We start from the raw sequence: 23,819 nt of genomic DNA on the forward strand, positions 1-23,819 counted from the left end.
CTCACGCCGTCGCGCGCTCGTCCCGCTGACCCCGGACGGTCGGTCCGGCCCGGGCCACGACCGTCGCGCCGGCGCCCGTGCCGCGCTCGTCCCACCGCAGGATCGCCCGGTACGGGTTGGCCACGGCACGTTGCCGCCGGGCGGTCCAGGTGCTGAACAGCACGACCGCGCCGGTGAGGACCACCGTGACCGCTACGGTGGCGAGCCAGCCCAGCCAGCCGGCCACGGTCGGGAGGGCGACGACAACACTTCCGGCGGCGGTGGCGAAGCCGACGAATCCGAACACGGCGTACAGGTTGTCGTTGGACGGGTCGCTCTCCGCTCGGACGGCAACGGCCACCGTGATGGCGAAGCCGAGCAGGAGGAGCGCGGCGAACCAGGGAGGACCCCAGGCCCACCATCCGATCAGGGTGCCGACCGACCGGGTCAGGGCGAGACCGAGAGCGAAGATGCCGAGCAGGGCCGCGATCGTGACCACCGTGTTGCGCACGAACACCAGCGCCTTCGGCGACTCCGGCCGCTCGTTGAGTGCCCGCCAGTCACGGATGCCGGTGACGCCGCGGAAGCCCGACTGCCACAGCCGCTTCGCCAGCTCGACCAGGGCGGGCGTGGGGAGCTGGAGGAGCAGAAGCTCGGTCACCCCGTCCCTGGTCCGTGCGGTGATCACCTCGGTCGCCAGCCGGCGGGCGAGGTGTGGATCCGCCGACGCGACCGCGTCCAGTATCGATTCGACCTCGGACCGCACCAGTGGGCTCTCGACGCGGCGGCGCGGGTGGTCGGTCCGCCGGTCGGCCTCGACGAGCTGATGGTGCAGCGTGTCCGGCAGAGGACCGGTGGAGAAGGATTCCTCTCGCGCGCCGAGACCGAGGGCCAGCCGGGGATCGACGGTGCCGAGATCTTCGGGCGCCTGCGTCTCGGTGGACCGGTCGATCAGCCAGCCGAGCCGGCCCATGGTGACCGCCATGCCGCCGCGGCTCCCCGCCGGCACGAACGGTGCCCACAACCAGTCGTACCCCTCACGGCTCCCCGCGCGGTGGAACGGCGCCGGATCGAACCGGTTGAGCTCGCTCTCGACGTCGGGTGCGCTGATCAGCGTGGCCAGTCGCCAGGCAGCTCGGATCGCGACCGGCTGTTCGCTCCAGAGTTGTTCGGCGATCGCGACGGCGGCCGCCGGGGTACCGACGGCGGCCAGGTCGTCGATGGCCGTGACCGAGCCGGCGCGGGCCCGGCTCACCAGGACCGGGATCGCGAGTTCCCCGGTGGATCGCAGCGCCGCGTTCGCCGCCGGAGTCCGGGGCGCCAGTTCGTCCAGGATCTCGATCGCGGCGCGTTGGCGCGACTCCGCCAGTGCGACGATCGCGTCCTCGCCGCCCGGGCCGCCGCGCATCGCCTCGTCCCGGAGGCGGCTGAAGAGCGCGTGCCCGATCGGCCCCGGGTCGCCGGCCACCGCGCCCAACGCGACGAGGACGAGATGCCTGTCCGGCATGTCGGTGCCGAGCCGCACCACGAACTGGTTCACGATGCGGGTGGCCAGGTCCTCGTCGATCTGCCGAGCCTCGGCGACGCACTCCAGAGCCAGCAGGCGGTCCCGCGCGTCACCGGCGAGCATCTTCCGCACGAGCTCGGACGCGTCCCGGTTGGCGCCGGCGCACCACAGCTTGACGGTCTCGCGCCACCGACCCGGATTGTCGCGGTACAGCGCCAGCAACCGGTCCGGCGCGTCGGCCAGCTCCACCGCGGCCAGGTACTCCTGGAGGGTGAGGTGCGCGAACTCGTACAGGAGATTGGTGTCGTCGATGCGGATCAGCAGGCCGCTGCGGTCGACGATCTCGTTGATCATCTTCGGCAGGTCGGCCTCCGTCAGCCGGAACCGGGGCAGGAGGCGACTCATCGCCGCGTACAGCTCTTCCTCGCTGATCACCCGGCGGTCGCTGCCGGGCGACGTCGCGCCCTGGGCGGCGAGGGCGATGGCGCGCAGCGCCATCAGCTTGTGCCCCGCACGGTACCGGGCAAGGTCGCGGTGCCGGCCGAGATCCCGGTCCCGACGCAGCAGGTGCGTGACCGCCTGTTCGTAGAACTCCGCTCTGGAGTTGGTCAGCATGGGACCGGCACCCGGGTCCGCATCGTGCAGTGAAGTGATCATTGTCAGCATCAGTGGGCTTCGGGCCAGCCGCATGAGCGTCGGATTGGCCCGCAGCGCCGCCATCAGCTGCTCGATCAGCTCCCGTGGGTCGGCCGGACGGTTCCCGACCGCGTCGCCGCGGCCGTCCTCACCGACGGGTTCGCTCTGCTGGCTGAACCAGAGCCGCAGGAAGTGCCGGATCCCGGCGTCGTCGAAGCCGGCGACCAGGACGCGTCCGTCAAACACCGGGTGCAGGTCGTTGTCGTACACCGCGTCCCGACAGGTCACCACGATCTGGCAGGTCGGATGCTGTTCGGCGAACTCCTTGATGTCCAACGCGATCTCCGCGCGGCGCTCGGTCACGACCTCGTCGAGCCCGTCGAGGAACACACAGAGGCCGTTGGTGGCCAGGGCGGTCGCGACGACCTGCTCGGCGTTGTCCATCAGGGGCCGCGCCGGCCGACGTCGGCGTTTCCGCCGGGTGTCGCCCTCCTGGTCCTCGCGGGCCAGGGTCTCGACGATGAGCTGTTGGATGTTCCGGCCACCCCGGTTGTACCGCGCCAACTCGATCAGCACCGGCACCCGGTCGAGCGGGGGCCCGGTCTTCGCCCACTGCAGCATCGAGTGGCGCAGCAGCATCGACTTGCCCGCCCCGGCGGCACCGACGACCACCGTCCGCAGGCGGCCCTGGATCTCGCGGTAGACGTCGATCCGCTGACCGTCCTGCTCGTACTGCAACGGTACGTAGACATCGTCGAGGGTGATCGACACATCCTGGAGAAACCCGAGCTTCATCGTGTTGTACGTCCGAGCCACCCACGCCCGGTACCGGGTCCACTCGTCGCTGCGGATCTTCCTCGGCCGGCCGGACACCCGGCGCCAGAGCCGGGCGAGGCCCGCGTGCAGGCGATCGGCGAAGAACTGCTGCACCACGGCACCGACCAGGGCGAGGAAGAAGACCCCGACCGCGGCGTACTCCAGGCCGAAGGGCAGATGCGGCAGGCTCGGCACAGACGCACCTTTCGACACAACGCTACCGGACGGCACACACCGTATCGGGTCAGGTGGATGAACAGATTCGTCCCGGTGGCCGGTCCCTGTCGAACGTCCGGTCAGCGTCATGTCATCCTGGCCGGATGCGGGTAGCCTCGATTCACACGTACCCGGTGAAGGGGTGCCGCCGGATGGACCGCGACACGGCGCGGGTCGAGCCGTGGGGCCTTGACGGCGACCGGCGCTGGCTGATCGTGGACGAACACGGGCTCGGCCTGACCCAGCGCCAGCACCGGGAACTGGTGACGATGCGGGCGGTGTCCCGGCCGGGCGGGCTGACCCTGAACGCGCCGGGGCTGACCCCGCTCGATCTGGCCGAACCGACCGGCGGCGAGGCGATCCAGGTCCGGGTGTACCGAGGGCGGCCGCCCGCACCGGTACGCGCCGCCGGCCCCGAGGCGGACGACTGGCTCAACCGGCTGTTGGGGCGCACCGCCCGGCTGGTCTGGCTCGGTGACCCCACCGGCAACCTCGTTCCCTGGCCGGTTCCGGCCGGGGTCGGCGCCGAGCTGAGCTTCGCCGACGGCACCCCGCTGCTGCTGGCCAACACCGCGTCGCTGGACGCGTTCAACGACTGGCTACTGGAGTCGGGCAGCACCGAGGGTCCGCTGCCGATGAGCCAGTTCCGCCCCAACCTGGTGGTCAGCGGTGCCGCGCCGTGGGCCGAGGGCGCGTGGGTCGGCCGGCGGGTCAGGATCGGCGGGGCCGTGTTCCAGGGCGCCGCCGAGTGTGGCCGCTGTCTGATCGCGACGATCGACCAGGAGACCGGGGAGCGGGGGCGGGAGCCGCTACGGATGCTCGCCGCACGGCGCAACGTCGGCCAGAAGCTCCTCTTCGGTCTCCAGCTGACGGTGCGGGCCGAACCGGGCGGGCCTTCGCCCGAAAATCGTACGGTCAGCGTCGGCGACACCGTGGAGGTGCTGGGCTGACCGGCACGGTCCGCCCGGAACAGCAGCGGTCGCGGACCACTACACCATTCACCTGACCCGCATCCGTAGCGGGTGCAGGGTCCGGTACGGGTCAAGCCCCGATGTGCCGGACCACGCGGTGAATGATGCTTGCGCCATGACACGAACTGGTATTCGGATCGTGGCGATTCTGTTGTTGCTGCCGATGGTGGCAGCGATCGGTCCTCCGTCGACCGGCGGCACCGTCGCGCCACCCGGCTCGACGTCGGCGGTTGTCTCCGAGAAGCGGATCGGCGAACGCCTGGTCGACCTGACGATCGAATCGGCCGCGCTGGGCGGCCCGGCAACGGTGCGGTTGCTCACCCCGGACGGATGGGATGAGCGCCGCGCCGGCGACCGATGGCCGGTGCTCTACCTGCTGCACGGCATGTTCGGCACGCATGCGGACTGGACAACGCACAGCGATGTCGAGACCCTTCCGGCGCTGCGCGACGTGTTGGTGGTGATGCCGGACGGCGGATCCCCCGGCGGGTACTACACCAACTGGTGGAACGGCGGGCGGTACGGGGCGCCGGCGTGGGAGACGTTCCACCTCGACGAGGTACGCACCATGCTGGAACGGCACTACGGGGCGGGCACCCGCCGCGCCGTGGCCGGGGCGTCGATGGGTGGATACGGCGCGCTCGTCTACGCGGCACACCGGCCGGGCATGTTCCGCGCGGTGGCCAGCTACAGCGGCCCGGTCCACCTCCTGCATCCGGACTCGGTCGACGCGTGGCGCACCGCGTTCCAGGAGGCCCCGGAGTATCTCGACCTGTGGGGCGACCCGGTCGCGCAGCACGCGAACTGGCAGCGACACGACCCGTACCATCTCGCCGCTCGACTGCGGCACACCCCGGTCTTCCTGAGCTGCGGCGACGGGGAACCCGGCCCGCTGGACGGACCGGACACCACCCCGGTCGACCAGCAGACGGAGGCGTTCGACCTGGTCCTCAACACCTCACTCGCGGCCGAGCTGCGGAAACGGGAAATCCCCCTCTCCACACACTTCTATCCGGGCACTCACCAGCCGCCGTACTGGGAACGGGAGCTGCACCACTCACTGCCGATGCTGCTGGCTCCCCTCGACAGCGGCCGACACTGACCACAGCCGACCGGGATGGTCGGGTTCCCCGAGGCCGACCGGCGGGTGGCGCCGCTAGTTGTACATCAGCGCGGCATCCCAGGTGGTCACCGAGGGCCGGCCCGTCGCGAACGCGTGCAGCGCGAGGGCGATCCCCGCCGAACCGAGGAGGAATCCCGGCCGGTCGGCCACCACCGGGGGCATGCTCTCCTCCCGATAGCAGAACGCGCTGTCCGGGTCGAAGCCGCTGAGCACGCGCCGGGCCATGCGTTCGGCGCCCGCGGCCAGCTCGGCGTCCCCGGTGTCGAGGGCCATGCACTGCACGGTGTGCAGGATCCCGGCCCATCCGTGGCAGAGCGCGAAGTCGGTGACCAGCTCGGGGCGTGCCTCGGCGGCGCGAACCGCCGCGTTCGCGCCGGCGACGGCCTCCGCGACCCAGTCCGGCCGCGCGAAGACCTGACCGGCGACCTGCAACGCCCGCGCGACACCGAAGGTGCCGTAGCACCAGGCGTCGCGCATACGCCCGTCGGAGTAGGACACGACCGTGCCGTCCTGGACGCTCACCCCGGCCGGCCAGTACGGGCCGAACTCGTCCGTCGAGCGGTAGGCGAGAAGCAGCCGCGCGATGCCGTCGGCCGCTTCGGTCGTGCCGGGCACCGTGACGCCGTCGCGCTGGGCGAAGGCCAGCAGCGCCAGCGGGCCGGCGACGCCGTGTGCGATGCCCAGGTTGACGAGGCCGGGTTCGTCCGGCCACTTCCCGATCCGGTCCGGCGAGTACCAGGGCGACGTCGGCGTTCCGTCGACCGTGATACCGGGCGCCGTCGCCACCTCGGCGAAGAGGCCGAGGATGGCGTCGAGCCCGGCACGTCCAGTCCCGTACCGGAGGTGCCGCATGAGCTGCAACCGGCCGAGCCCGGTGAGCCCGGAGACGACGTCGTAGTCCGGGTTGGAGCTGACCGTGCCCCGCTCCTCGATGGCGGCCCGGATGCGGGCGATGCCCCTGTCGACATCGGGCGCGATGAGGTCGTCGAGTTGCCTGCCGAGGTTGCTGAAGTCATCCGTACGCGTCCCGGCGCAGGTGGCGACGAACGCGATCGACACGGCGTCCAGGTACAGGCCCAGCCCGCTCGCCGGGACTCCCTGCGGGTTCTGCAGCGCTTGGGAGAGGTAGTCGTGCACGATCTTCCGGTAGCGGTCGTCCGGTTCGTCGCCGGCCTGCCCCAGCTCGGCGTAGAGCGGTGCGACGCCGACGTAGCTGTCGGCCAGGCCCAGCGGAATCCAGGGCTGGGCATACGCCTGCCCGGTCGGCTCGGCGGCCGCCGCCGAGGCGAGGGCGAGTGCGGCCACCCGCTCCGGATCGTCGAGCCGGGCGGCGATCTCGGCCACGGCGGCCGCGGCCTCCTGCCGGAGCGTCTGACTGCCTGTGCTGGTCGTCGTCGTCATGCGAGGTGCCGGTCCTTGTCTAGTCGGGCCTGCGCGAACGCGCGCAGCACGGCGTAGGTGGAGCTTTCGACGTCCCTGTCCGTCCCCGTGTGCCGGTTGTGCGACAGGTGCAGCAGCGAGCTGAACTCCGTCCGCTGCGGGGCCAGCCGCCCGTCGGCGACCATGTCCCGGATCAGCCGCCCGTACGCGGCCACCCGGGGAGCGCGCCGCCGCCACGCGTCGCGCAGCCGCTCGCCACCGGGAACCGCGCGGAGCGCGGCCCAGTCGTCGGCCGGGTCGAGCAGCTCCAGCACGCGGCGGCGGTGCGCCTGGAAGACCTTGTGGTACCGGTCGTCCTTCGGGTACGCCTCGACCAGCCACGTGTTCCAGTCGTCCGGTGCGAGGGTGCGGACCAGGTCGAGGTGGTTGGCGGCGGCGAGCAGTTCCCGCGGTACGTCCAGTCGCCCGTCGAGCAGCAGCGTGGTGAGTTCGACCGCCAGCTCGGAGTCGGCCGTGAACGCGTGCTCGGCGGCCTCGATCGCGTCCGGGCCGCCGTACCTGCCGATCTCCGGGCGGTAGGTACCGAGGATCATCTCCTCGGCCAGGTGTGCCGCGCGCAGCCCGGACAGCCACGCGTGTGCGCTCGGGAGCAGTTTGCCGTTGAGGTCGCCGGGGTCGCCGTGGAACCGGATCCGCAGCGACAACCTGCCGTCCTCCGCGTACCGGAGGAAGAACCACCGGTCGCAGACCTCGCGGGCCCGGCCGACGAGTTCGGGCAGGTGCGCGGCGAGGATCTGGTTCTGCGCCGCGGCCGGGCAGAGGACGCTGAGGTAGAGCCATTCACCGCCGGGCGGGTACGCGGCGCAGGCCGCGGCTGCCCGGTACCGGTGTCCCTGCTGCCGCTCGCTCTCGGCCCGCTCTCCCTGTCGCTCCCCCGGCGGCCTGCCCTGTACGGCGAAGACGATCTCGTTGGCGTGCCCGGCGGACCAGCCCCGGCCGTACTCGCCGCCCGCGGGTTCCTCGTGGATGGCCGTGCCCGGCTTGCGGTCGAGTTCGGCGCGCACCATGCGCAGGTCGGCCTCGCGGCGGACATCCGCGCGGAGGCGGTGGTCGGCGGAGGTCAGGCAGACGACGTCGGGGACCCGCCAGCGGTCCTTCCACTCCTGCCACCGTGCGCGCCACCGTTCCCAGCTCAGGTCGCTGCCGAGCAGCGAGGCGTCCGGGATCCAGCGCGCACTGGACAGCACCACCCGGCCGTACCGGACGCGCGGCAGGTACGGCAGCGCGCTGGCCGCCGCACCCCAGTACCAGGGCATGATGGGCGGCGCCCACTGGGCACCGATGTCGAGCAGCAGCCGGGCCGCCGGCGGCAGCATCGCGGGGTTCAGCGCGTGCGGCGCGAACGGCACGAGTTCGGTGCCGGTACGGGTGCAGTGCACCTCCATGCGGTCGTGGTGTGCCGCGATGGCCAGGTCGTCGAGCGTGCTCACCGTCGTCCCGGGTCCCGGGAAGCCGAGCCCACCGCCGATGGAGATCGCCCTGCCGGCGAGCAGCGGGGTGCGCAGCACGTTGAACGACCGCGAGGCGCCCGGGGGCACGCAGACCTGGGCCGGCACCGCCGCCGTACCGTCCGGCGCCGCGGTGTGGAGGTCGTGGAGCCGGCGCGCGACGGGGTCGGCCAGCTCGCCGACGGCGTCGAGGAACCGGCCGAACATGGCGCCGGGCCGGTTGCCGGTGTTCGTCAGCACCATGCGGTAGTTCCCGGTACGCAGGGCTTCGTCGTCGTCGGCCAGCACCTCGGCCAGCACCTCGGCGCTCTCGGAAGGTCCCGGCCTGCCGTCCCGGCGGGCCAGCCGTGCCACCAGCGCCTCGTCCAGCAGCACCTCACGCTGTCCCGTGAACGCGGCCTCCTGCGCCAGGGCGACGAGTGCGCGGTCGCGTCGCTTCGACCCGTCCGCGTCGTGGTGGTGGCCCTCGTAGTGGTCCGGCAGCCCCAGGCCGGTGATCGGGTCGAGCAGTTCGCGGAGCGGCACCAGCCGGCCCGCGCCGTAGCGTTCGACGGCGGCGATCCGGTAGGGGGCCATCGCCGACGCCGCGTCGGTCGTGGCGTCCTGTAGCCGCCACGCGATCGCGACCGCCGCCGCCACGTCGGCGCCGAGCTCTCGCGGGAGCGTGATGTCGGCATCCACCCGCAGGTCGACCTGGAGGACGTTCTCCGCGCCGTGCAGCGAGCTGGCGCGCGAGGTCGTGTCCCGCCACGAGTCCCGGCCGCCGCCGATGCCGGTGCCGGCGTACTCGCGGATCCGCTCGTCGAGCTCGGTCAGCTCGCCCCGGACGGGATGCTCGGGCGGCAGCCGGTCCAGGATGTGGCGCAGCGAGTCCACCGTGGTCACCGCCGGCAGCAGGTCGGTCAACAGGAACTCGCTCTCCACCAGCCCGGCGATCGCCCGGGCGATGACCGCGGGCTCGACGTCCGGGAACTCCGACCGCAGTACGGCGAGCAGGTCCGGATACCGGATCGGGGTACGCGCCGACGCCATGGCGAGGGCGGTGGCCCGGGTTCGCCGGACCGTGCGCTCCAGGTCGCGGTTCTTCGCCTGCGCGTCGTCGACCGGCAGGTAGGCGAGGACGAAACGGCCGTCCCGCACCTCGCTGAGCTCGTTGGCGACCAGTGCGAGGGTGGGCAGCACCACGGGGTCGGTGCGCAGCGTACGCACCAGCCCGGCGAGCCAGCCGTAGTCGGCGTACGCGAACTTGGTGTGCTCGGTGCCGATCCGGATCTTGGGTTCGTCGCCCAGCTCGACGCGGCAGACCCCGGCGAGCAGGCCGAACGGGGTGGTGCGGTGCGTCGCCCGGGAGAGGTAGCTCATCGTCGCGAAACACGCCCGCCGCAGCTTCGCGGGCTTGAGCCGGCGTGCCTCGGTCACGTCCCGCAAGGTTCTCGCCAGCGACGGGCTGGAGACGGTGATCGCTTCGGCGAGCACCGAATCGGCCGCCACCGCACGGAGAAACGTGAGGACGGCGTCCTGGTCGTCGGGATCATCCGGGGGCACCGGCATCGGATAATGCGCCGGCAAACTGGCCAGCCTGCCGATCGACACCTCCGCGGTCACCAGTTCGTCGCCGGTCCCGTATGCACCCGTAGCCGTCACCGCGTCAGCCTTTCGCTCGCCCGACAACAACTGGCTACACGACGCGAACCCCGCGGGTCAACACTTTACCGGCTATTCGGCGGGCGCCGAATTATGGCGCGGGTGCCTGGCACGCGGCTAGGCTCCGTTCCCGGAGGAGAACCATGCCGGCACCTCCGTTAATTGACCGAACCCGACACGAGAAGGGTAGTGACAATGGGCGAGTTCGACCTCGATTTGCAAACGACCAGCGTCTCGGCGGAAGGCACGGGAGCGGGCCCGGACTCCATCACGTTCTGGACGTGCTTCGCGACCTGCATGAACACCTGCGCCTACACCTGCGGCACGGTCACCCTGCAGTACGAGTGCCCCCGCTGCGCGGGCTAGTCGATCCACCTCGCCCCGTCCGGCTGACGAGATCGGGCCGGACCGGGCAGCGGTACACGATTCGCTGAACACGTGGACCGCGATTCTGTTTCGCCGTGTTAGACCCACGGCCGGCCGCCCTGGTGGCTTCCTGCCATTCAGGCTAATCGCAGGTTCTTGCCAGATTGATGGTGTGGTTGCGCCAGGAGGCCGGCCGTGGCAAAAAACGCAGTGACCGAAGAATCCGCGCCAGAAGAGCGCGCGACAAAGGATGAGACGGCGAAAGACGCGCTGTTCGGCAAAGGCGTCCGACTGGCCCCGGAGGACTGGCGCCAGGCACGTTCCGCGGACAAGGCCGCGATGGTTCGCCGGCTGCCGCACGTGGTGGCGTTGGTGTTGCGGTGGTCCTGGTCGGTGGACCGGGTCGCGCTGGTGCTCGTGGTGGGCTGCCAGCTCCTGTCGGGCATCGTCATGGCCGTCAGCCTGCTCGCCATGCGCGACCTGTTCACCGGGCTCATCGCTGGTGGCCGGGGACTGCCCGCGCTCCTGCCGCCCCTCCTGGTCGTCGTCGCCGCGTCCGTGTGCGGTGGTACGTGCAGGTCGGTCAGTCTGCGGTTCTCCGGGCGCCTGGCCCCCCGGGTGGCTCACGCGGCCCAGAGCGAGCTGCTCGGCAAGGTGGCGTACGCACGACTCAGCGCGGTCGAGGACCCGGAGGTCAACGACCTGGTCGCGGCGGGGCGGCGCGGTGTCGACGCCCTCAAACGGGTGATCGACAGCAGTGTGCAACTGTGCAGCGGTCTGATCTCCGTGGTGACCGTGGCCTCGGTCCTGGTGGTGCTCGACCCGCGACTGCTGCCGCTGCTCTTCCTCCCCCTGGTGCCACGGGCGTGGGCGTCGCTGCACATCGCCGGCCGGTGGCACGCCTCGATGCGCCGCCGGCAACCCCTGCTGCGGCAACTGGACATGCTGGCGCGGCTGCTCACCACCCGGGAGGCCGCGGAGGAGCTGCGCGCGCACCGGGTGCAACGCTTCCTGCTCGGCCACCACGACCGGCTCTCGCTCGAGTCGGTGGCCGAGGAGATCTCGCTGGCGAACCGCGAGGCGCAGGTACAGATGGTCACGAGCGCCGCGGCCGGTGGGGCGATGATGCTGACCTACGGCCTGCTGATCTTTGCCGCCGTCGAGGGGCAGCTCCCGCTCGCCTTCGCCGCCACGGCCGCGCTCGCCATCCGGACGGCGACGATGAGCGTCGGCGCGCTCCTCATCCAGGGCCAGCAGCTGTTCGAGGACACGCTCTACGTCTCCGACTGGGAGGAGGCGTGCCAGCGCGCCGAGGAGCTGTCCGACAGTGGCGGCGGGCGGCGGGTCACCGCCGCACCCGCCACCATCACCACAACGGGCCTGACCTTCCGCTATCCCAGCTCCCCCGCGCCCGTGCTGCGCGACGTCGACTTCACGATCCGGCGCGGTGAGGTCGTCGCCCTGGTCGGGGCCAACGGGTCCGGGAAGTCGACCCTGGTCAAGCTGCTCAGCGGGCTCTACCTGCCCACCGGCGGCACCGTCGAGTGGGACGGGGTGCCCACGGGTGAGCTGGACCGGGCCACGCTCTCCGAACACGTGGCGCTGGTCGCGCAGAAGCCCGTCGAGTGGCCGTTCACCGCCTCGGCCAACGTGGTCATCGGCCGGTCGCGAACGGGCACCGACCCGGGTCGCCGGGGGGCAGCGGCCGAGGCGACCGGGGCGGATCAGGTGGTCGAGAAGCTCCGGGACGGCTGGGACGCGCTGCTCGCACAGGAATTCTGGGGCGGTACCAACCTCTCCGGCGGCCAGTGGCAGCGCATCGGCCTGGCGCGGGCCTGGTACCGGGACGCGCCGCTGCTGGTCCTCGACGAGCCGACGTCCGCGTTGGACCCGCGAACGGAGATCGACATCTTCGACCGGACCATGGACCTGGCCAGGCAGGGGTCGATGGTCGTCCTGGTGACGCACCGGCTCGCCTCGCTCTCCAGAGTGGACCGGATCTACGTCTTCGAGCAGGGCGAGATCGTCGAACACGGACACCACGACCAGCTGATGCAGGCGAACGAGCGGTACGCCGACATGTATCGCATGCAGGCGGCACAGTTCGCCCGCCGTCCCGACCGGGACCGTTCCCTCGCCGGCCGTCGGCACCAGCCACGGCTGGCGGACCTCACGACCGATTGACGAGGTCCGGCCCCGGGCGACCACCGACCCGCTACGACGCGGCGGCGTTGTTGGGCAGACTGGCCCAGTCCATCGACTCGTCCATCAGCCGGACCAGCGCCGCACCCACGGAGTTGAGTTCGTAGAGCACGTGTCGACCCACTCGACGCCGGCTCACCAGTCCCGCTTCGGTCAGGGTGGCCAGGTGCTCGGACACCGTGCTGGGAGCGAGGCTGAGCTCGTCCGCGAGTCCCGCCGTCGTGTTCGGGGAACCCACCGCTTTCAGCACCATCGACCGGCCTCGCCCGATGAGTACGCCGAGCTTGCCCGGGGCGCTGGCCTCGGCGGGGCGGGCCGTCGTAGCGCCGGTGTCGCAGACCGCCTCGGCGAGGGTCGCCACTCCCCTGGCCTGGTAGACGATCACGGCGTTGCCCGCGTCGTCCGTCAACGTCGCGGGATCGTCGGTGTAGAAAATCAACGGCATGACGTACGTGTGGCCACGACGGTCGGGTCCGGCGTCACCGCGACGACGACACTCCGCTCCGGGGCGCGCCGACACCTGGGACAGCAGCACGGCCGGTCCCTCGGTCGCCAGCGTCCTCGCCCGATGCAGCAGCTCGTCGTCGAGCAGGACGCCCATCCGGTCCCAGACCGGCGCCAGCGCCAACTCCCAGTACGCGGCGAACCCGTCGGCCAGCCAGTCCAGCGCTGCGGTCGGATCGTCACCCATCCCCGGCGGCGACTGTCGTGTGACGTGTTCCGCCGTCCACTCGGCGAGCACCGGGTCGGTGCCGGACCGCAGGGCGGCGAGTTCCTTCCGCAGGCCGAGCCCGGTGGGGACCGTCGAGGGCCGCACGAGCGCCGGCCAGGGAGCGGGGTGCTGCGCCTGCCACCACCGCACGGACGCGAACTTCGGACTGCGGCGGAGAATCCGGTATGCCCGTTGCGACCAGCGCGTGTAGGGCCAGGGGGCCCGGTCGCCATAGCGTCGGAGAATCGACAGGCTGGAAAGCGTCTCCCACAGCTGGCTGGTGGTTATCCGCACTCCGGCGCTGTCGACATGAAATGGCTCATCCGACATGTGCGGTGCCCGGCAAAGGCGCGGCACAAGCGGCTCGATAAAGAGCGTACCGGTTACCCGTCGACGGACCGCGATGCAGACAAATTGCACGAGGTGAGGTCACGGGAACACGGCGGAGGAATTTCCGGTCGGCGGGCAGCAACCGTTCGCCGGCCCATTTCATTTTCTTCTCAGGTCTGCTCAGGGAGCCGGTCATGACTCTGCTGTCTGCCACAGGAAACCCCCGTATCACATGGCGTAGACACAACCTACCTGCACGGTCGGGAATCGACCGCAGCACAGCACGAACCGGGTCCGTGGTGGAGTACCTGCCTGCGCTTCGCACGACCGTAGCATGGCGGCTACGGACGTGCGCGCCGCAGAGAATCCGTCCCTCCGGCCCTCGACCACGTCGGCGCTGGTCAGTACGTATTCAGCGGGAGATAGAGCGTGCTGCCGTAGCGGTCCGCTGTCCACCTGGGACTGACCGGTTGGCAGAACTGTGGTGTGTCGTCCGAGCGGGTCCCGCCCTCGAATGGGGACTGCTGGCCGATCTAATGCGGCCGGGGACGGCCGAGCGGCTGATGCCGAAACACAGAGTGGCGGCGCCGACCGGGGTTGGACTCGTCGAACCGCTCGAAGCCGCCCCGCCGGACGGTCCGGCCGACCCGAGGCCGGACCGGGTAGCGGCCGGGCAGGCCAGCCGGTGCCCCCGGTCCATGCGGGCTCTGGGCGGTGACCCGGAGTACCTTGCACAGTTCCAGGACGCCTGCGACGAATAGGCGATCCTGGCCGGGTGGCGACGACCTGACCTTGGGCATGCGATGAGCGTCCTGCAACGGGAGTGGACTCCCGAGCGGCGAAGGCCGAGTCGCGATGCAGGCGCCGTTGCTATCCCGCTGCCCACCCGCGAGGTCCGGTTCACGGATCGTCGTAAGTCAGGAGTTTGTTCTTGGCTGCTGTGGGCCAAGGTTCGTCGCTTCAGCCGGAAGCCCTGAGGCGGTCGCGCAGGTTGGTTGGTCAAAATCGGTGGGCATGCCGGCGTCGCGGGCCAGGAGGGCTGCTTGGACGCGGTTGGTGACGTTCAGGGCTGCGAGGATGCGGCTGACGTGGGCCTTGACGGTGCTCTCGCGCATGTGCAGGCGGGTGGCGATGTCGGCGTTGGTGTCGCCGCGGGCGAGCAGGGCCAGGACGTCGCGTTCGCGAGGGGTGAGGCGGTGCAGCCGGGCCCGTGCGGCGGCCGTCCGCGTCTGGTTGGCGTGGTGATAGCGGTCGATCAGGCGACGTGCGGCGCTGGGGTGCAGTATCGCCGAGCCGGCGGCGACCAGATGGACGGCTCGCAGGATTTCGGCCGGGTCGGTGTCCTTGAGCAGGAAGCCGTCGGCTCCGGCCATCAGGGAGTCATAGACGTACTCGTCGACGTCGAAGGTGGTCAAGGTGATCACTTTCGGCGGGTGGGGCAGGGCGCGCAGGTGGGTGGTGGGGGAGATGCCGTCCATGTGGGGCATGCGTACGTCGACCAGGGCGACGTCGATGCGGTGGGTGGTGGCCAGTTCGACGGCGTGCAGGCCGTCGCGGGCCTGCGCGACGACGTCGATGGCGTCGTCGCCGTCGAGCAGGTCGGTCAGGCCCATGCGGACCAGGGCGTCGTCGTCGGCGATCAGGACGCGGATCACGGGTGCGAGGAGTTCTGCTCGATGCCTACCGGGTGGGGCAGGGTAGCTGTCAGCCGCCAGGTCCCGGCGCCGGCGGGTCCGACGTGCAGATGCCCGCCGAGCGCGGTGACGCGTTCGCGCATGCCCACCAGGCCGTAGCCGGACTCGGCCAGATCTGTGGCGGCTGTGCCGGGGGTGTTGGTGACGTCCACCGTGGTGGTGGGTGCGGTGTAATGCAGGCGGATGCGTACCGGCGCACCATGGGCATGTTTGCGGGTGTTGGAGAGCGCTTCCTGCACGATGCGGTAGATGGCGAGGCGGTGCGCGGTCGGAGCCTGTTCAGGATCGCCGTTGACGTGGAGGTCGACGTGCTGCCCGGTCGTGCGGGCCTGTTCTACGAGTTCGTTGACGTCGCGCAGAACAGGCGCGGGAGGGCCGTATGCGGAGTCTGTCTCGTGGATTGCGCCGAGAACATCTCGCAGGTCGGTCAGGGCCTGGGTGGAGGTGGTGCGCAGCAGCATCAGCCGGTCGGCGATCTGCGCAGGCAGGGTGTCGGCCTTGGTGGTGAGCACGCCGGTGTGCAGGGCGATCAGGCTCAGGCGGTGCGCGAGCACGTCGTGCATCTCTGCCGCGATCCGGGACCGCTCGGCCGCGCGGGCGGCTTGCTGGCGAAGTTCCCGTTCGGTACGTAGGTGCTCAACCTGGGCGTGGAGCGCTGCGGTCAGGCGGCGGCGGCTGCCCATCCACAACCCCCCCACCACTGCCAGCAACAGAAACAGCGTAGAACCGTACTGCTGCGGTTCCCACAGGGAGTTCACCGGCTGGGTGAACAGATTGGCGAATAGCGCGGTCCCCGCGCAGCCGATCGCGATCAGGGCACGACGCTGGATGGCCAGGTCGAACAGGGCGAGCATGAAAAGGAGAAGCATGGGCCATCCCCATGCCGCGGCCGCGGCTGTGGTCAGGACGGCGGCCACGGGCCACGGCAGCCGGCGCATCAGCAGGGCCGCGCCGCACAGCACGGCCGCCGCGGTGGGCACTGTCAGGTAGCGGAAGCCGGTGGAATAGGCGGTGTTGTGCACGGCGAGCAGGGTCAGCAGCGCCACCAGTGTCCCGCGCCCGTACGTGCGGCCTCGGTGTCTGTTCTCAATCACCCGAGGAAGGGTAAGCGCTCGTCGGCGTGCGCCGGTGCGACTCCTACGCGGGGGGCGGCCGTCTGCGCGCGCGTCCTCATCCACAGCGCCGCTGCCGTCGCGGCGGCGGGGATGCCGCCGACGATGGGGGGCCCGCATGTGAAGACGTGTTGCAGGACGGTGGCAGCTCGTAGCCAGCGCCGACCTGCGCACAGGCCCACAGGGCGGCGGCCGTGGCGCGGTAAGGTGCGATGCGCCAGGCAGCAGCAGGGATACGGCGGCCGACACCCGCGGTGTGCAGGCGATCCCCGGGCAGACGCCCGGCGCGAAGCGACAGAGAGTCGCCGACTATCACGGTGCGGGCCGCGATGGAGACCACCAGCAGCACATGGGTGGAGACGGCGTTCACCGGTCGGCGTCCACGAAGTTGCAACTGGTGGGTGGCACGGGGGATGGCAGGGACGGACGCCGCAGCCGCCACACCCGAGCCGGGGGCACGTTGCCCCAGACCGTTTCGCAGCCGGTGCCGTAGCGACGCTGGTAGTCGCTCATGATTTCATCGACCGCTTGGTGGCGGCGCGCTTCAGCCCGAGAGGCGAACAGGATCCGCGTCGGGCGGGTGCCCAGGTAGGCGAAGTAGGTCAGGGTGCCCTCGGCATGCAGCAGCTGCAGATACCGATCCATGATCGTCTCGACCTGGTGGGGCGTGAAGTTGGTCAACGGCAGGCCGGAAACGATGACGTCGTAACATCGGCTGAGCTTGAGGTGCTCGACGTAGCCCTCGTGGACGTGGACTTGTTCAGGCCGGCCGGCCAGGAGCGGGTGAGCGTGCACCAGGTGACGCAGCCGTTCGGCGAAGCGCGGATTGGCGTCGACGATGTCGAGGTGACTGCCCGGCGCCAGCTGCGCAATCAGGGCGCGGGTGACCGCCCCGGTGCCCGCACCGGCCTCCAAGACGCTCAGCGACCGGTGCCCCTGAACGCCTACGGCTGCGGTGAGCGCGCGCGCCAGGATTCTGCCGCTGGGCGCGACTGCGCCGACGGTACGCAGATCACGAGCGGCCTCGGTAAGAAACGTCCAGCCATCGGAGCGGTGCCGTGCGAAAATCCGATCGGCCCGGGTCGTGGAGTCATTCATGATCTCGACGCTAGGAAGCGGCACGCACCTACGGACCCGCCGATGTGCGAGCGTCCACCCCTACTTTCGTCGGTGCAGGCGGACAGGCATGACCTGATCGACGCCCGCCACATGTACGTCCGCGCGGCAAAGGCCCAGTCAGAGCCTGTTCGAGATGGGCTGATCAAGCAGGTGAAGGGTCGGCAGGCTTGGCGTCGGGCGGTTGAGTGGACGAGATTTGCCGACCGCCGGCAGTGCGCCGCGATCCGCGCGTCGGTCTGCAGGGTGCGCGCGGACCTGCCGACGAGCGCAGGCCGGCGGTACGCTCGTCACCGTCCGTAAGCCGGTCCCGCTGCCGGCCGCGCTCATGTGCACGCTCGTGCCGATGACCGGTACGTGATCTTGGAATGGCCCGGTCGACCTGGCCTGGGCCGTCTCCCGAGATTGCCAGGCGACCTGATTAGGGGCTTGTATCTCAAGCCGCTTGAGATCGCATAGTGGGCGTCGTGGTCATGAACGAGCTGTACCCCATCGGGGATGTCGCCCGGCGGACCGGCCTGAGCGTCAGCGCCGTCCGGTACTACGCGGACGCCGGTGTCGTCACGCCGGCCGCCAGCACCCCGGCCGGCCACCGCCTGTACGACGTGTCGGCCATCGCCCGGCTGGAACTGGTCCGGACGCTACGGGAACTCGACGCCGGCCTGGACGAGATCCGGCGGGTGCTGGCCGGTGAGGCGACGCTGCGCGAACTGGCCGCCACCCACCTGGCCCTGCTGGCACGGCAGGAGGCACGGCTGCGCAGCCGTCGCGCGGTGCTGTCGGCCATCCTGCGGCAGGACTCCACGGCCGAGCAGGTCACGCTGATGCACAAGCTGGTCGGCATGCCGGACGAGGAACGCGACCGGCTGATCGACGAGTTCTGGACCGAGGTCTCCACCGGCTGGGAGCCGCCGGAGCGGATGGTCGAGTGGTGGCGGGCGGCCCGGCCGGAGCTGCCCGAGCATCCCACCGCGGCCCAGCTGGAGGCGTGGATCGAGCTGGCCGAGCTGGTCCGGGACACCGAGGTCCGGCAGGCCGTACGCGGTGAGCTGTACGAGGCGTGCACCACCGGGGCCGGGCCGCTGATGACCTCGTCGCCGATGCTGGACGCACTGGAAGCGGCCACGCCGATCGGCCAGGCGGCGATGGACGCGGCGCGGGAGCGGGTGCCGCCGGACTCGCCCAGGGGGCGGGAGATCGCCGACCGGTGGATCGGATGGCTGACCGGCATCTTCGCGACACCGGACAGCCCCGGGATGCCGGACACGCCCGAATTCCGGATCCAGACGGCCGACCACATGCTGGCGGGCGCGGAATGGGACCGCACCCCGCCGGATCCGGAAGGACCGTTCGACCGGTACATGGCGCTGGTCACCGCCGTGAACAACGTGCCGCCGGAGCAGTTCCCGTACGAGTGGCTGGCCGCGGCACTGCGCGCGTCCGCCCTACCGGCTCCCTGATTGGCGATATGCGGCTCGGCCGGTTGGCCTACCTAGTCAACGCGGCGCATCGGGCGGATTCCTGCGCACTGCGGAAGTGACCGGCGAACATGAGGTCGCTTCGGATCCATCCCCGCTGGCCGGCCAGCCCTTCAGTGAGCAACCCGGTCGACGCCTGCACCGAGCACGGCCGCCGGGGACAGGCGGGCGCAGCCCCGGCAGGACGGCTTGGATTAGCCTGCCGTCATGGCGAAAGCTGAACTGGACGAGCTGATCGTCGCAGACGCCGAGGGGCTGCGCGCGTGGTTGTCGGATCACCACAGCACGTCAGCCGGGGTATGGCTCGCCCTGACCAAAAAGGGCGGCACAGTCACGACGCTGACCTGGCAGCAGGCAGTTGACGAGGCCCTGTGTTTCGGCTGGATTGACGGGCAGGCCCGCAAGCGTGACGGAGAGACCTCGTGGATCCGGTTCACCCCGCGCACGCCCCGCAGTTCCTGGTCACAACGGAACGTGGCCCACGTGGCCCGGCTGGAGGCGCAGGGGCGGATGCTGCCCTCGGGCCGCGCCGCAGTGGAAGCCGCGAAGGCAGACGGCCGGTGGGCGGCCGCCTACGCCCCACCTTCGGAAGCTGAGGTGCCGGCCGACCTCGTGGCCGCGATCGCCGCCGAGCCGGCCGCTCAGGCCATGTTCGAGGTCCTTACCAAGACCAACCGCTACGCTCTGATCCACCGCGTCAACTCCGTCAAGCGGGCACAGACGCGCGAGCGGAAGATCGGCGAGTTCGTCGCGATGCTGGCCCGTCACGAGACGATCTACCCGCAGAAGACCAAGCCTCCCGACCCGCCGAAGTCGACACCAGCTCGGCATCCGGATCCGCGGTGAAGCGCGCGATCGTGATGAGCGGAGCGACGGCGGTCAGCTCAGCACGATTGGCCGGTCCGGACCTTGCAGCGTGACGACCAGTTGGGATTGCCGTCCCAGCCCGACCAGCAGGTCGACGTCGAGGGCGGCCAGGCTCTTCCGGACCGGACCGGGATCGGGGTGTTGGGCCTGCAGGGACCGCAGCGGCAGCGTCGGCAGCGCACCCGTGGTGGGGTGCGCTGTGGTGCCCCAGTCGATGAGAAACGGCACGAGCCCGTCGGCCGGGTCATCGGCACCGGGGGTCAGGCGCCACGTCAGGAGGTTCCCGTCCGAGGTGCGACGCGACATCGTCCTGGGCGGTCCCGGGTCGTAGCCGCGGGCGATCACGGCCGCCACGGCGTGGTCGAGATCCGGCGGTCGAATCGACCAGGTGACCACCCGGGAGGCGGTCAGGCCGTCGATGCCGAACGGGCGTGGCTGGACCGGGTCGGGTTGATCGGGGTCCGGACCGATGATCTCAAGGTACGCGGCGCCGCCCAGGCCGACGAGATGGTTCGCGGTGCCGAGACCGACGTGGCTACCGCCCCTCACCGGACGGACGCCGGTCAGCCGTTCGAACCCCGCTACCGCGCCGGCGAGATCCGGCACCGCGAACACGATGTGGTCAAGCACGTAGGGTTCCTTCCCGCAGACGCCGGAAACCGTGATCCGCACAACCGTACTCATCTGCCGAAGAGCGAATGGCCGGTCTCGCAGGTTCCTGTTGACCTCAATCAGAGTTCAGGTGCTCCACTGTCGGCCATGAATTTTGACGGCCTGCGCGTCGCCATCACCGGCGCCGCACGTGACACGGGACGACTGTTGGCCGAGGTCTTCGCCGAGCGCGGTGCGCAGATCTTCCTCTCGGCCCGCGACCTGGCGGCGGCCGAGCGTGTTGCGGGTGCGATCAGCCAGCGGGGGCCGGGTCGGGCTGATGCGTTTCGCTGCGACCTCGCCGTAGCGGATTCGGTGCGTGCGTTCGCCGCAGCCGTGGCCGACCGGACCGAGTACCTCGACGTGCTGATCAACAATGGTGCCGTATACATCGAAAGTGACGACCTGGGAGACGCCTCGGACGACAAGATCGAAAGCGTGATGGCTGCGGGCGGGACCGGCACCGTGCTGTTGACCAAACACCTGCTGCCGCTGCTGCGGGCATCGTCGCGGCCCGACATCGTCAACATGATTTCCGCTTGCGGCGAGGTGGGGCACCGCCGTTCTGGCGCGCATCCAACGTTCTACGCCGCCAAGCATGCCCACGCCGGGCTCGCTGAGATCCTGTCGCACCGGCTCCGGCCAGAAGGGATTCGAGTGATTTCACTATTTCCGCCGGACTTCGTTCAGGACGGGCCGCACCAGGTGAACGGCGACCTCACCGCGCGGTCGGTCATCGACTGCGTGCTCTTCGCGGTCGGCCAACCACGAGACTGTTTCATTCGCGAGTTCCACTTCGAGCAGATACAGCGGCCACACCCCTGAGCGCGACGCGGCGGCCATGCTCGCCGCGATCAGCCGCAGCACAGGCCAGCCGTCACCGACCAACCTCCAGGTCTGGCGGGCGGTCGGCCGACGACTCGGAGCCGGTGCGGCTCGGCCAGTCCAGGTCGCCCTCGCAGTCCGCCCACTCATCGACGTATGGGGATCTGCATAGGTTCCCTTTCCAGACTCGTCGCCAGCCGTCCCGTACTAGGGAGACTGTCGATGGCCGATGGAACGCGTTTTTTCGTACAGGGTCCACTGCGCTGCACGACCGGTGGCCGGGAGGTCAACCTGGGCCCGCTGCGCCAGCAGGCCGTCCTGGCCGTCCTGCTCTTCGCCCGGGACCAGGTGGTCACCCCGGCGGAGATCGTCGAAGCCGTCTGGGGCGGCACGCCACCGGCGAGCGGGCGGCAGCTCGTCCCGTCCTACGTCTACCGGCTGCGGCGGATGCTGGGCGCGGACGGCCCACGACTGATCGAGAGTTCCCGGCACGGCTACCTGCTCCGTTCCACCGGCGTCCACCTCGACTCCGTCGCCTTCGAACGGGCCGTCGGCCTGGCCGAGGAGGAACGCGCGGCGGGCAACCTGCGGCGCGCCGCCACCATGCTCGGCGAGGCGCTGGGCACCTGGTCGGGCGAGCCGTTGGCCGGGCTGCCCGGTCCGTTCGCCGACGCGCAGCGACGGTTCCTCGCCGAGCGCCGGCTGGCCGTGCTGGAGCAGCGGATCGGCATGGAGTTGGAGTTCGGGCAGCACGCCGGTGCGGTGCCGGAGCTGCAGCGGCTGACCCGTCGCCACCCCCATCGGGAACACCTGACCGGGCTGTACATGATTGCGCTGCACCGGTCGGGCCGCCAGGCGGAGGCGCTGGAGGCGTACCAGTGCCTGCGGATCGCCCTCGTGGAGCAGTTGGGCATCGAGCCGGGCGACGCCGTCCGGTCTCTGCACCAGGCGATCCTGCGCGACGATCCCGCCCTCCGACCGGCCCGGCCGGCCGCGGCCGAGCCACAGGCACGGCCGCCGACCCGGACCGCCCAGTGCGACCTGCCCCGCATCGGGGGGAGGTTGGTCGGGCGGGAGGCCGAACTGACCCTTCTCGTCGCGCGGGACGCCACGGCCGTGCCCGACGATGTGGCCCGGCTGCAGGTCATCACCGGGATGCCCGGGGTCGGCAAGACGACGCTCGGGCTGCGTGCCGCGCGGATGCTCGCCATCCGGTACCCGGACGCCCAGCTCTACCTCGACCTGCGCGGCCACGCGCGGGAGGGTGATCCGCTGACCCCGGCGGACGCGGCCCTGCACCTGCTCCGGGGGCTGGGGGTGGCCGAGTCGGACATCCCGGACGGCCCGGCGGCCCGGCTGACCCGCTGGCGGGCCGAGATCAGCCAGCGGCGGGCCGTGCTGCTCCTCGATGACGTGCTCGACTCCGAGCAGGTCGCTCCGCTGTTGACGGCGAGCCCCGACTGTCACGTCCTGGTGACCAGCCGACACCGGATGGCCGGGTTGGAGCCCGACCGCACCCTGCCGCTGGGCCCGTTGGCGCGGCGACCGGCCGAGGAACTGTTCACCTCGATCGTCGGGGAGGCACGGGTGGCGGCGGAACCCGACGCGGCCGCGGCGGCGGTGGCACGCTGCGAGGGCCTGCCCCTGGCGATCAGGGTGCTGGCCGACCGGCTCAACGAGCGGCTCTGCTGGCGGATCGCGGCGGTCGTCCCGCGCCTAAATCCGAACGCGGGCCGGCTCGCCGAACTGCGGGTCGGCCGGCGACGGGTGGATGCGGTGCTGCGTACCTCGTTCAACCGGCTCACCCCGCGGCAGTTGTGCCTGCTGCGGGCGGTGGCGCTGCTGCCGACCACCGAGGTGGACAGCGGGGTCGCCGCGGCGGCCGTCGGCGGTGCCGAGCCGGCCGCCTCGACCGAGCTGGAGTTGCTCGCCGAGGCCAGTCTGCTGACCCCGGTCGTACCCGGCCTGTACCGGCTGCACGGGCTGCTCCGCGAGGCGCTGCGGGAGACGGTCCCGCCGACCGACGCGGACGACCTGGAGCCGACCGTGGTTCGCCGGGCTGCCGCCTATCACCTCTCCTGCCACCGCACCGGCGGCTACCCGGCCGAGCTGGAGCAGCGCCACACCGGGGCGGCCCCCGGATCCTCCCGCACCCGTGCCTGGGCCGAGTACGCCCGCGCGGCGTTCGACGCGCTACCGGAGGTGGCCGCCGAGGCGTAGCGCGCTGTCCCCTGGGGAAGTGCGGCCGTGCCGGACGGTCGTCCCGGCGCTCCGTAGAGCTGGGATGCGCCGCCCGGTGGCGGCACGGCGGCCGCACGCGGACGGGCCCGGAGGAGTCGGCCGCGCCGACCCTCCGAGCCCGGGGCACGGCGGCGTGGGTCAGCCGCAGCAGCCCGCGGTGTTCGCCGCGCAGGTGCCGTTGCAGAAGGTGCTGTTCAGGGTGAAGCAGCCGGCCGCCCAGGTGATCCCGCAGGGCAGGCTCGTGCTGGCCGTGCCGGCGGCCCCGCCGGTGACGTCGAGATCCGCGTCGGTGAGCTCGATCGCGCCGGCCGGGTGAGCGGGCAGCCCGGCACGCTGCTCGTCGGTGAGCGACGCCCGGTAAACCGGGTCCCGCCACGCCTTGATGATGTCCATGCCCGTCCTCCTGGTGCATAAAAATGGATCCGGGGCCGGTCGGCCCTCGCAT

At 71.1% G+C, this 23,819-nt stretch carries 17 protein-coding genes; 8 read left to right on the forward strand and 9 right to left on the reverse strand.

The window, feature by feature from the left end; translation table 11 throughout:
- Nucleotide 1: 1 nt before the first annotated feature.
- On the reverse strand, nt 2–3,133 hold the full coding sequence (locus ACQEUR_RS14100) for an NACHT domain-containing protein (protein ID WP_433030270.1): 3,132 nt from the start codon (nt 3,131–3,133) through the stop codon (nt 2–4).
- A gap of 125 nt (nt 3,134–3,258) precedes the next feature.
- Between ACQEUR_RS14100 and ACQEUR_RS14105 the strand changes: the two genes are divergently transcribed.
- Both ACQEUR_RS14105 and ACQEUR_RS14110 read left to right on the forward strand, forming a co-directional pair.
- Nucleotides 3,259–4,104, forward strand: a complete 846-nt coding sequence (locus tag ACQEUR_RS14105) for an MOSC domain-containing protein (RefSeq protein WP_433030272.1) — start codon at nt 3,259–3,261, stop codon at nt 4,102–4,104.
- A 136-nt stretch (nt 4,105–4,240) separates the two neighbouring features.
- The gene (locus tag ACQEUR_RS14110; RefSeq protein ID WP_433030274.1) at nt 4,241–5,227 is read left to right on the forward strand and encodes an alpha/beta hydrolase; all 987 of its coding nucleotides are present in this window, start codon (nt 4,241–4,243) and stop codon (nt 5,225–5,227) included.
- Between the two features lie 54 nt (nt 5,228–5,281).
- Here ACQEUR_RS14110 and ACQEUR_RS14115 read toward each other — a convergent pair whose 3' ends face one another.
- Nucleotides 5,282–6,649, reverse strand: a complete 1,368-nt coding sequence (locus ACQEUR_RS14115) for a lanthionine synthetase C family protein (RefSeq protein WP_433030276.1) — start codon at nt 6,647–6,649, stop codon at nt 5,282–5,284.
- Entirely contained in the window at nt 6,646–9,780 is a 3,135-nt protein-coding gene (locus ACQEUR_RS14120) for a lantibiotic dehydratase (RefSeq protein ID WP_433030278.1), read from the reverse strand. Before ACQEUR_RS14120 ends, ACQEUR_RS14115 begins: the two co-directional genes overlap by 4 nt.
- 195 nt (nt 9,781–9,975) lie before the next feature.
- On the opposite strand from ACQEUR_RS14120, the gene ACQEUR_RS14125 reads away from it, so the two are divergent.
- Together ACQEUR_RS14125 and ACQEUR_RS14130 are read left to right on the forward strand one after the other, a co-directional pair.
- On the forward strand, nt 9,976–10,146 hold the full coding sequence (locus ACQEUR_RS14125; protein WP_433030280.1) for a hypothetical protein: 171 nt from the start codon (nt 9,976–9,978) through the stop codon (nt 10,144–10,146).
- A gap of 195 nt (nt 10,147–10,341) precedes the next feature.
- The gene (locus ACQEUR_RS14130; RefSeq protein ID WP_433030282.1) at nt 10,342–12,330 is read left to right on the forward strand and encodes an ABC transporter ATP-binding protein; all 1,989 of its coding nucleotides are present in this window, start codon (nt 10,342–10,344) and stop codon (nt 12,328–12,330) included.
- 31 nt (nt 12,331–12,361) lie between these two features.
- On the opposite strand, the gene ACQEUR_RS14135 is transcribed toward ACQEUR_RS14130, so the two are convergent.
- From ACQEUR_RS14135 to ACQEUR_RS14150, 4 genes are all read right to left on the reverse strand, one after another.
- On the reverse strand, nt 12,362–13,210 hold the full coding sequence (locus ACQEUR_RS14135; RefSeq protein WP_433030284.1) for an ArsR/SmtB family transcription factor: 849 nt from the start codon (nt 13,208–13,210) through the stop codon (nt 12,362–12,364).
- Between the two features lie 1,097 nt (nt 13,211–14,307).
- Nucleotides 14,308–15,045 (reverse strand): response regulator, encoded by a 738-nt coding sequence (locus ACQEUR_RS14140; protein ID WP_433030286.1) that lies wholly within the window; start codon nt 15,043–15,045, stop codon nt 14,308–14,310.
- A complete protein-coding gene (locus ACQEUR_RS14145) occupies nt 15,042–16,178 on the reverse strand; it encodes a sensor histidine kinase (protein ID WP_433030288.1) in 1,137 nt (378 codons plus the stop codon). Before ACQEUR_RS14145 ends, ACQEUR_RS14140 begins: the two co-directional genes overlap by 4 nt.
- Nucleotides 16,179–16,562: 384 nt before the next feature.
- Nucleotides 16,563–17,294, reverse strand: coding sequence for a class I SAM-dependent methyltransferase (locus ACQEUR_RS14150; protein WP_433030290.1), 732 nt, complete (start codon nt 17,292–17,294; stop codon nt 16,563–16,565).
- A 491-nt stretch (nt 17,295–17,785) separates the two neighbouring features.
- On the opposite strand from ACQEUR_RS14150, the gene ACQEUR_RS14155 reads away from it, so the two are divergent.
- Nucleotides 17,786–18,772 carry a MerR family transcriptional regulator gene (locus ACQEUR_RS14155; RefSeq protein WP_433030292.1) on the forward strand — a complete coding sequence of 329 codons (987 nt, stop codon included), beginning with the start codon at nt 17,786–17,788 and terminating at the stop codon, nt 18,770–18,772.
- Nucleotides 18,773–18,997: 225 nt separating this feature from the next.
- Nucleotides 18,998–19,636: a YdeI/OmpD-associated family protein gene (locus ACQEUR_RS14160; RefSeq protein WP_433030294.1), complete on the forward strand. Its 639-nt coding sequence runs from the start codon at nt 18,998–19,000 to the stop codon at nt 19,634–19,636.
- A 33-nt stretch (nt 19,637–19,669) separates the two neighbouring features.
- Here ACQEUR_RS14160 and ACQEUR_RS14165 read toward each other — a convergent pair whose 3' ends face one another.
- Nucleotides 19,670–20,287, reverse strand: coding sequence for a VOC family protein (locus ACQEUR_RS14165; protein ID WP_433030296.1), 618 nt, complete (start codon nt 20,285–20,287; stop codon nt 19,670–19,672).
- A 129-nt stretch (nt 20,288–20,416) separates the two neighbouring features.
- Between ACQEUR_RS14165 and ACQEUR_RS14170 the strand changes: the two genes are divergently transcribed.
- Nucleotides 20,417–21,133, forward strand: a complete 717-nt coding sequence (locus ACQEUR_RS14170) for an SDR family NAD(P)-dependent oxidoreductase (protein WP_433030298.1) — start codon at nt 20,417–20,419, stop codon at nt 21,131–21,133.
- Nucleotides 21,134–21,355: 222 nt separating this feature from the next.
- Complete coding sequence (locus ACQEUR_RS14175; RefSeq protein WP_433030300.1) at nt 21,356–23,353, forward strand: BTAD domain-containing putative transcriptional regulator; 1,998 nt, start codon at nt 21,356–21,358, stop codon at nt 23,351–23,353.
- A 159-nt stretch (nt 23,354–23,512) separates the two neighbouring features.
- Here ACQEUR_RS14175 and ACQEUR_RS14180 read toward each other — a convergent pair whose 3' ends face one another.
- Nucleotides 23,513–23,767 carry a mersacidin/lichenicidin family type 2 lantibiotic gene (locus tag ACQEUR_RS14180; protein WP_433030302.1) on the reverse strand — a complete coding sequence of 85 codons (255 nt, stop codon included), beginning with the start codon at nt 23,765–23,767 and terminating at the stop codon, nt 23,513–23,515.
- Nucleotides 23,768–23,819: the final 52 nt, after the last annotated feature.

Origin of the sequence: Plantactinospora sp. CA-290183, from assembly GCF_050936375.1 — a bacterium.
In the GTDB taxonomy this organism is placed as follows: domain Bacteria; phylum Actinomycetota; class Actinomycetes; order Mycobacteriales; family Micromonosporaceae; genus Plantactinospora.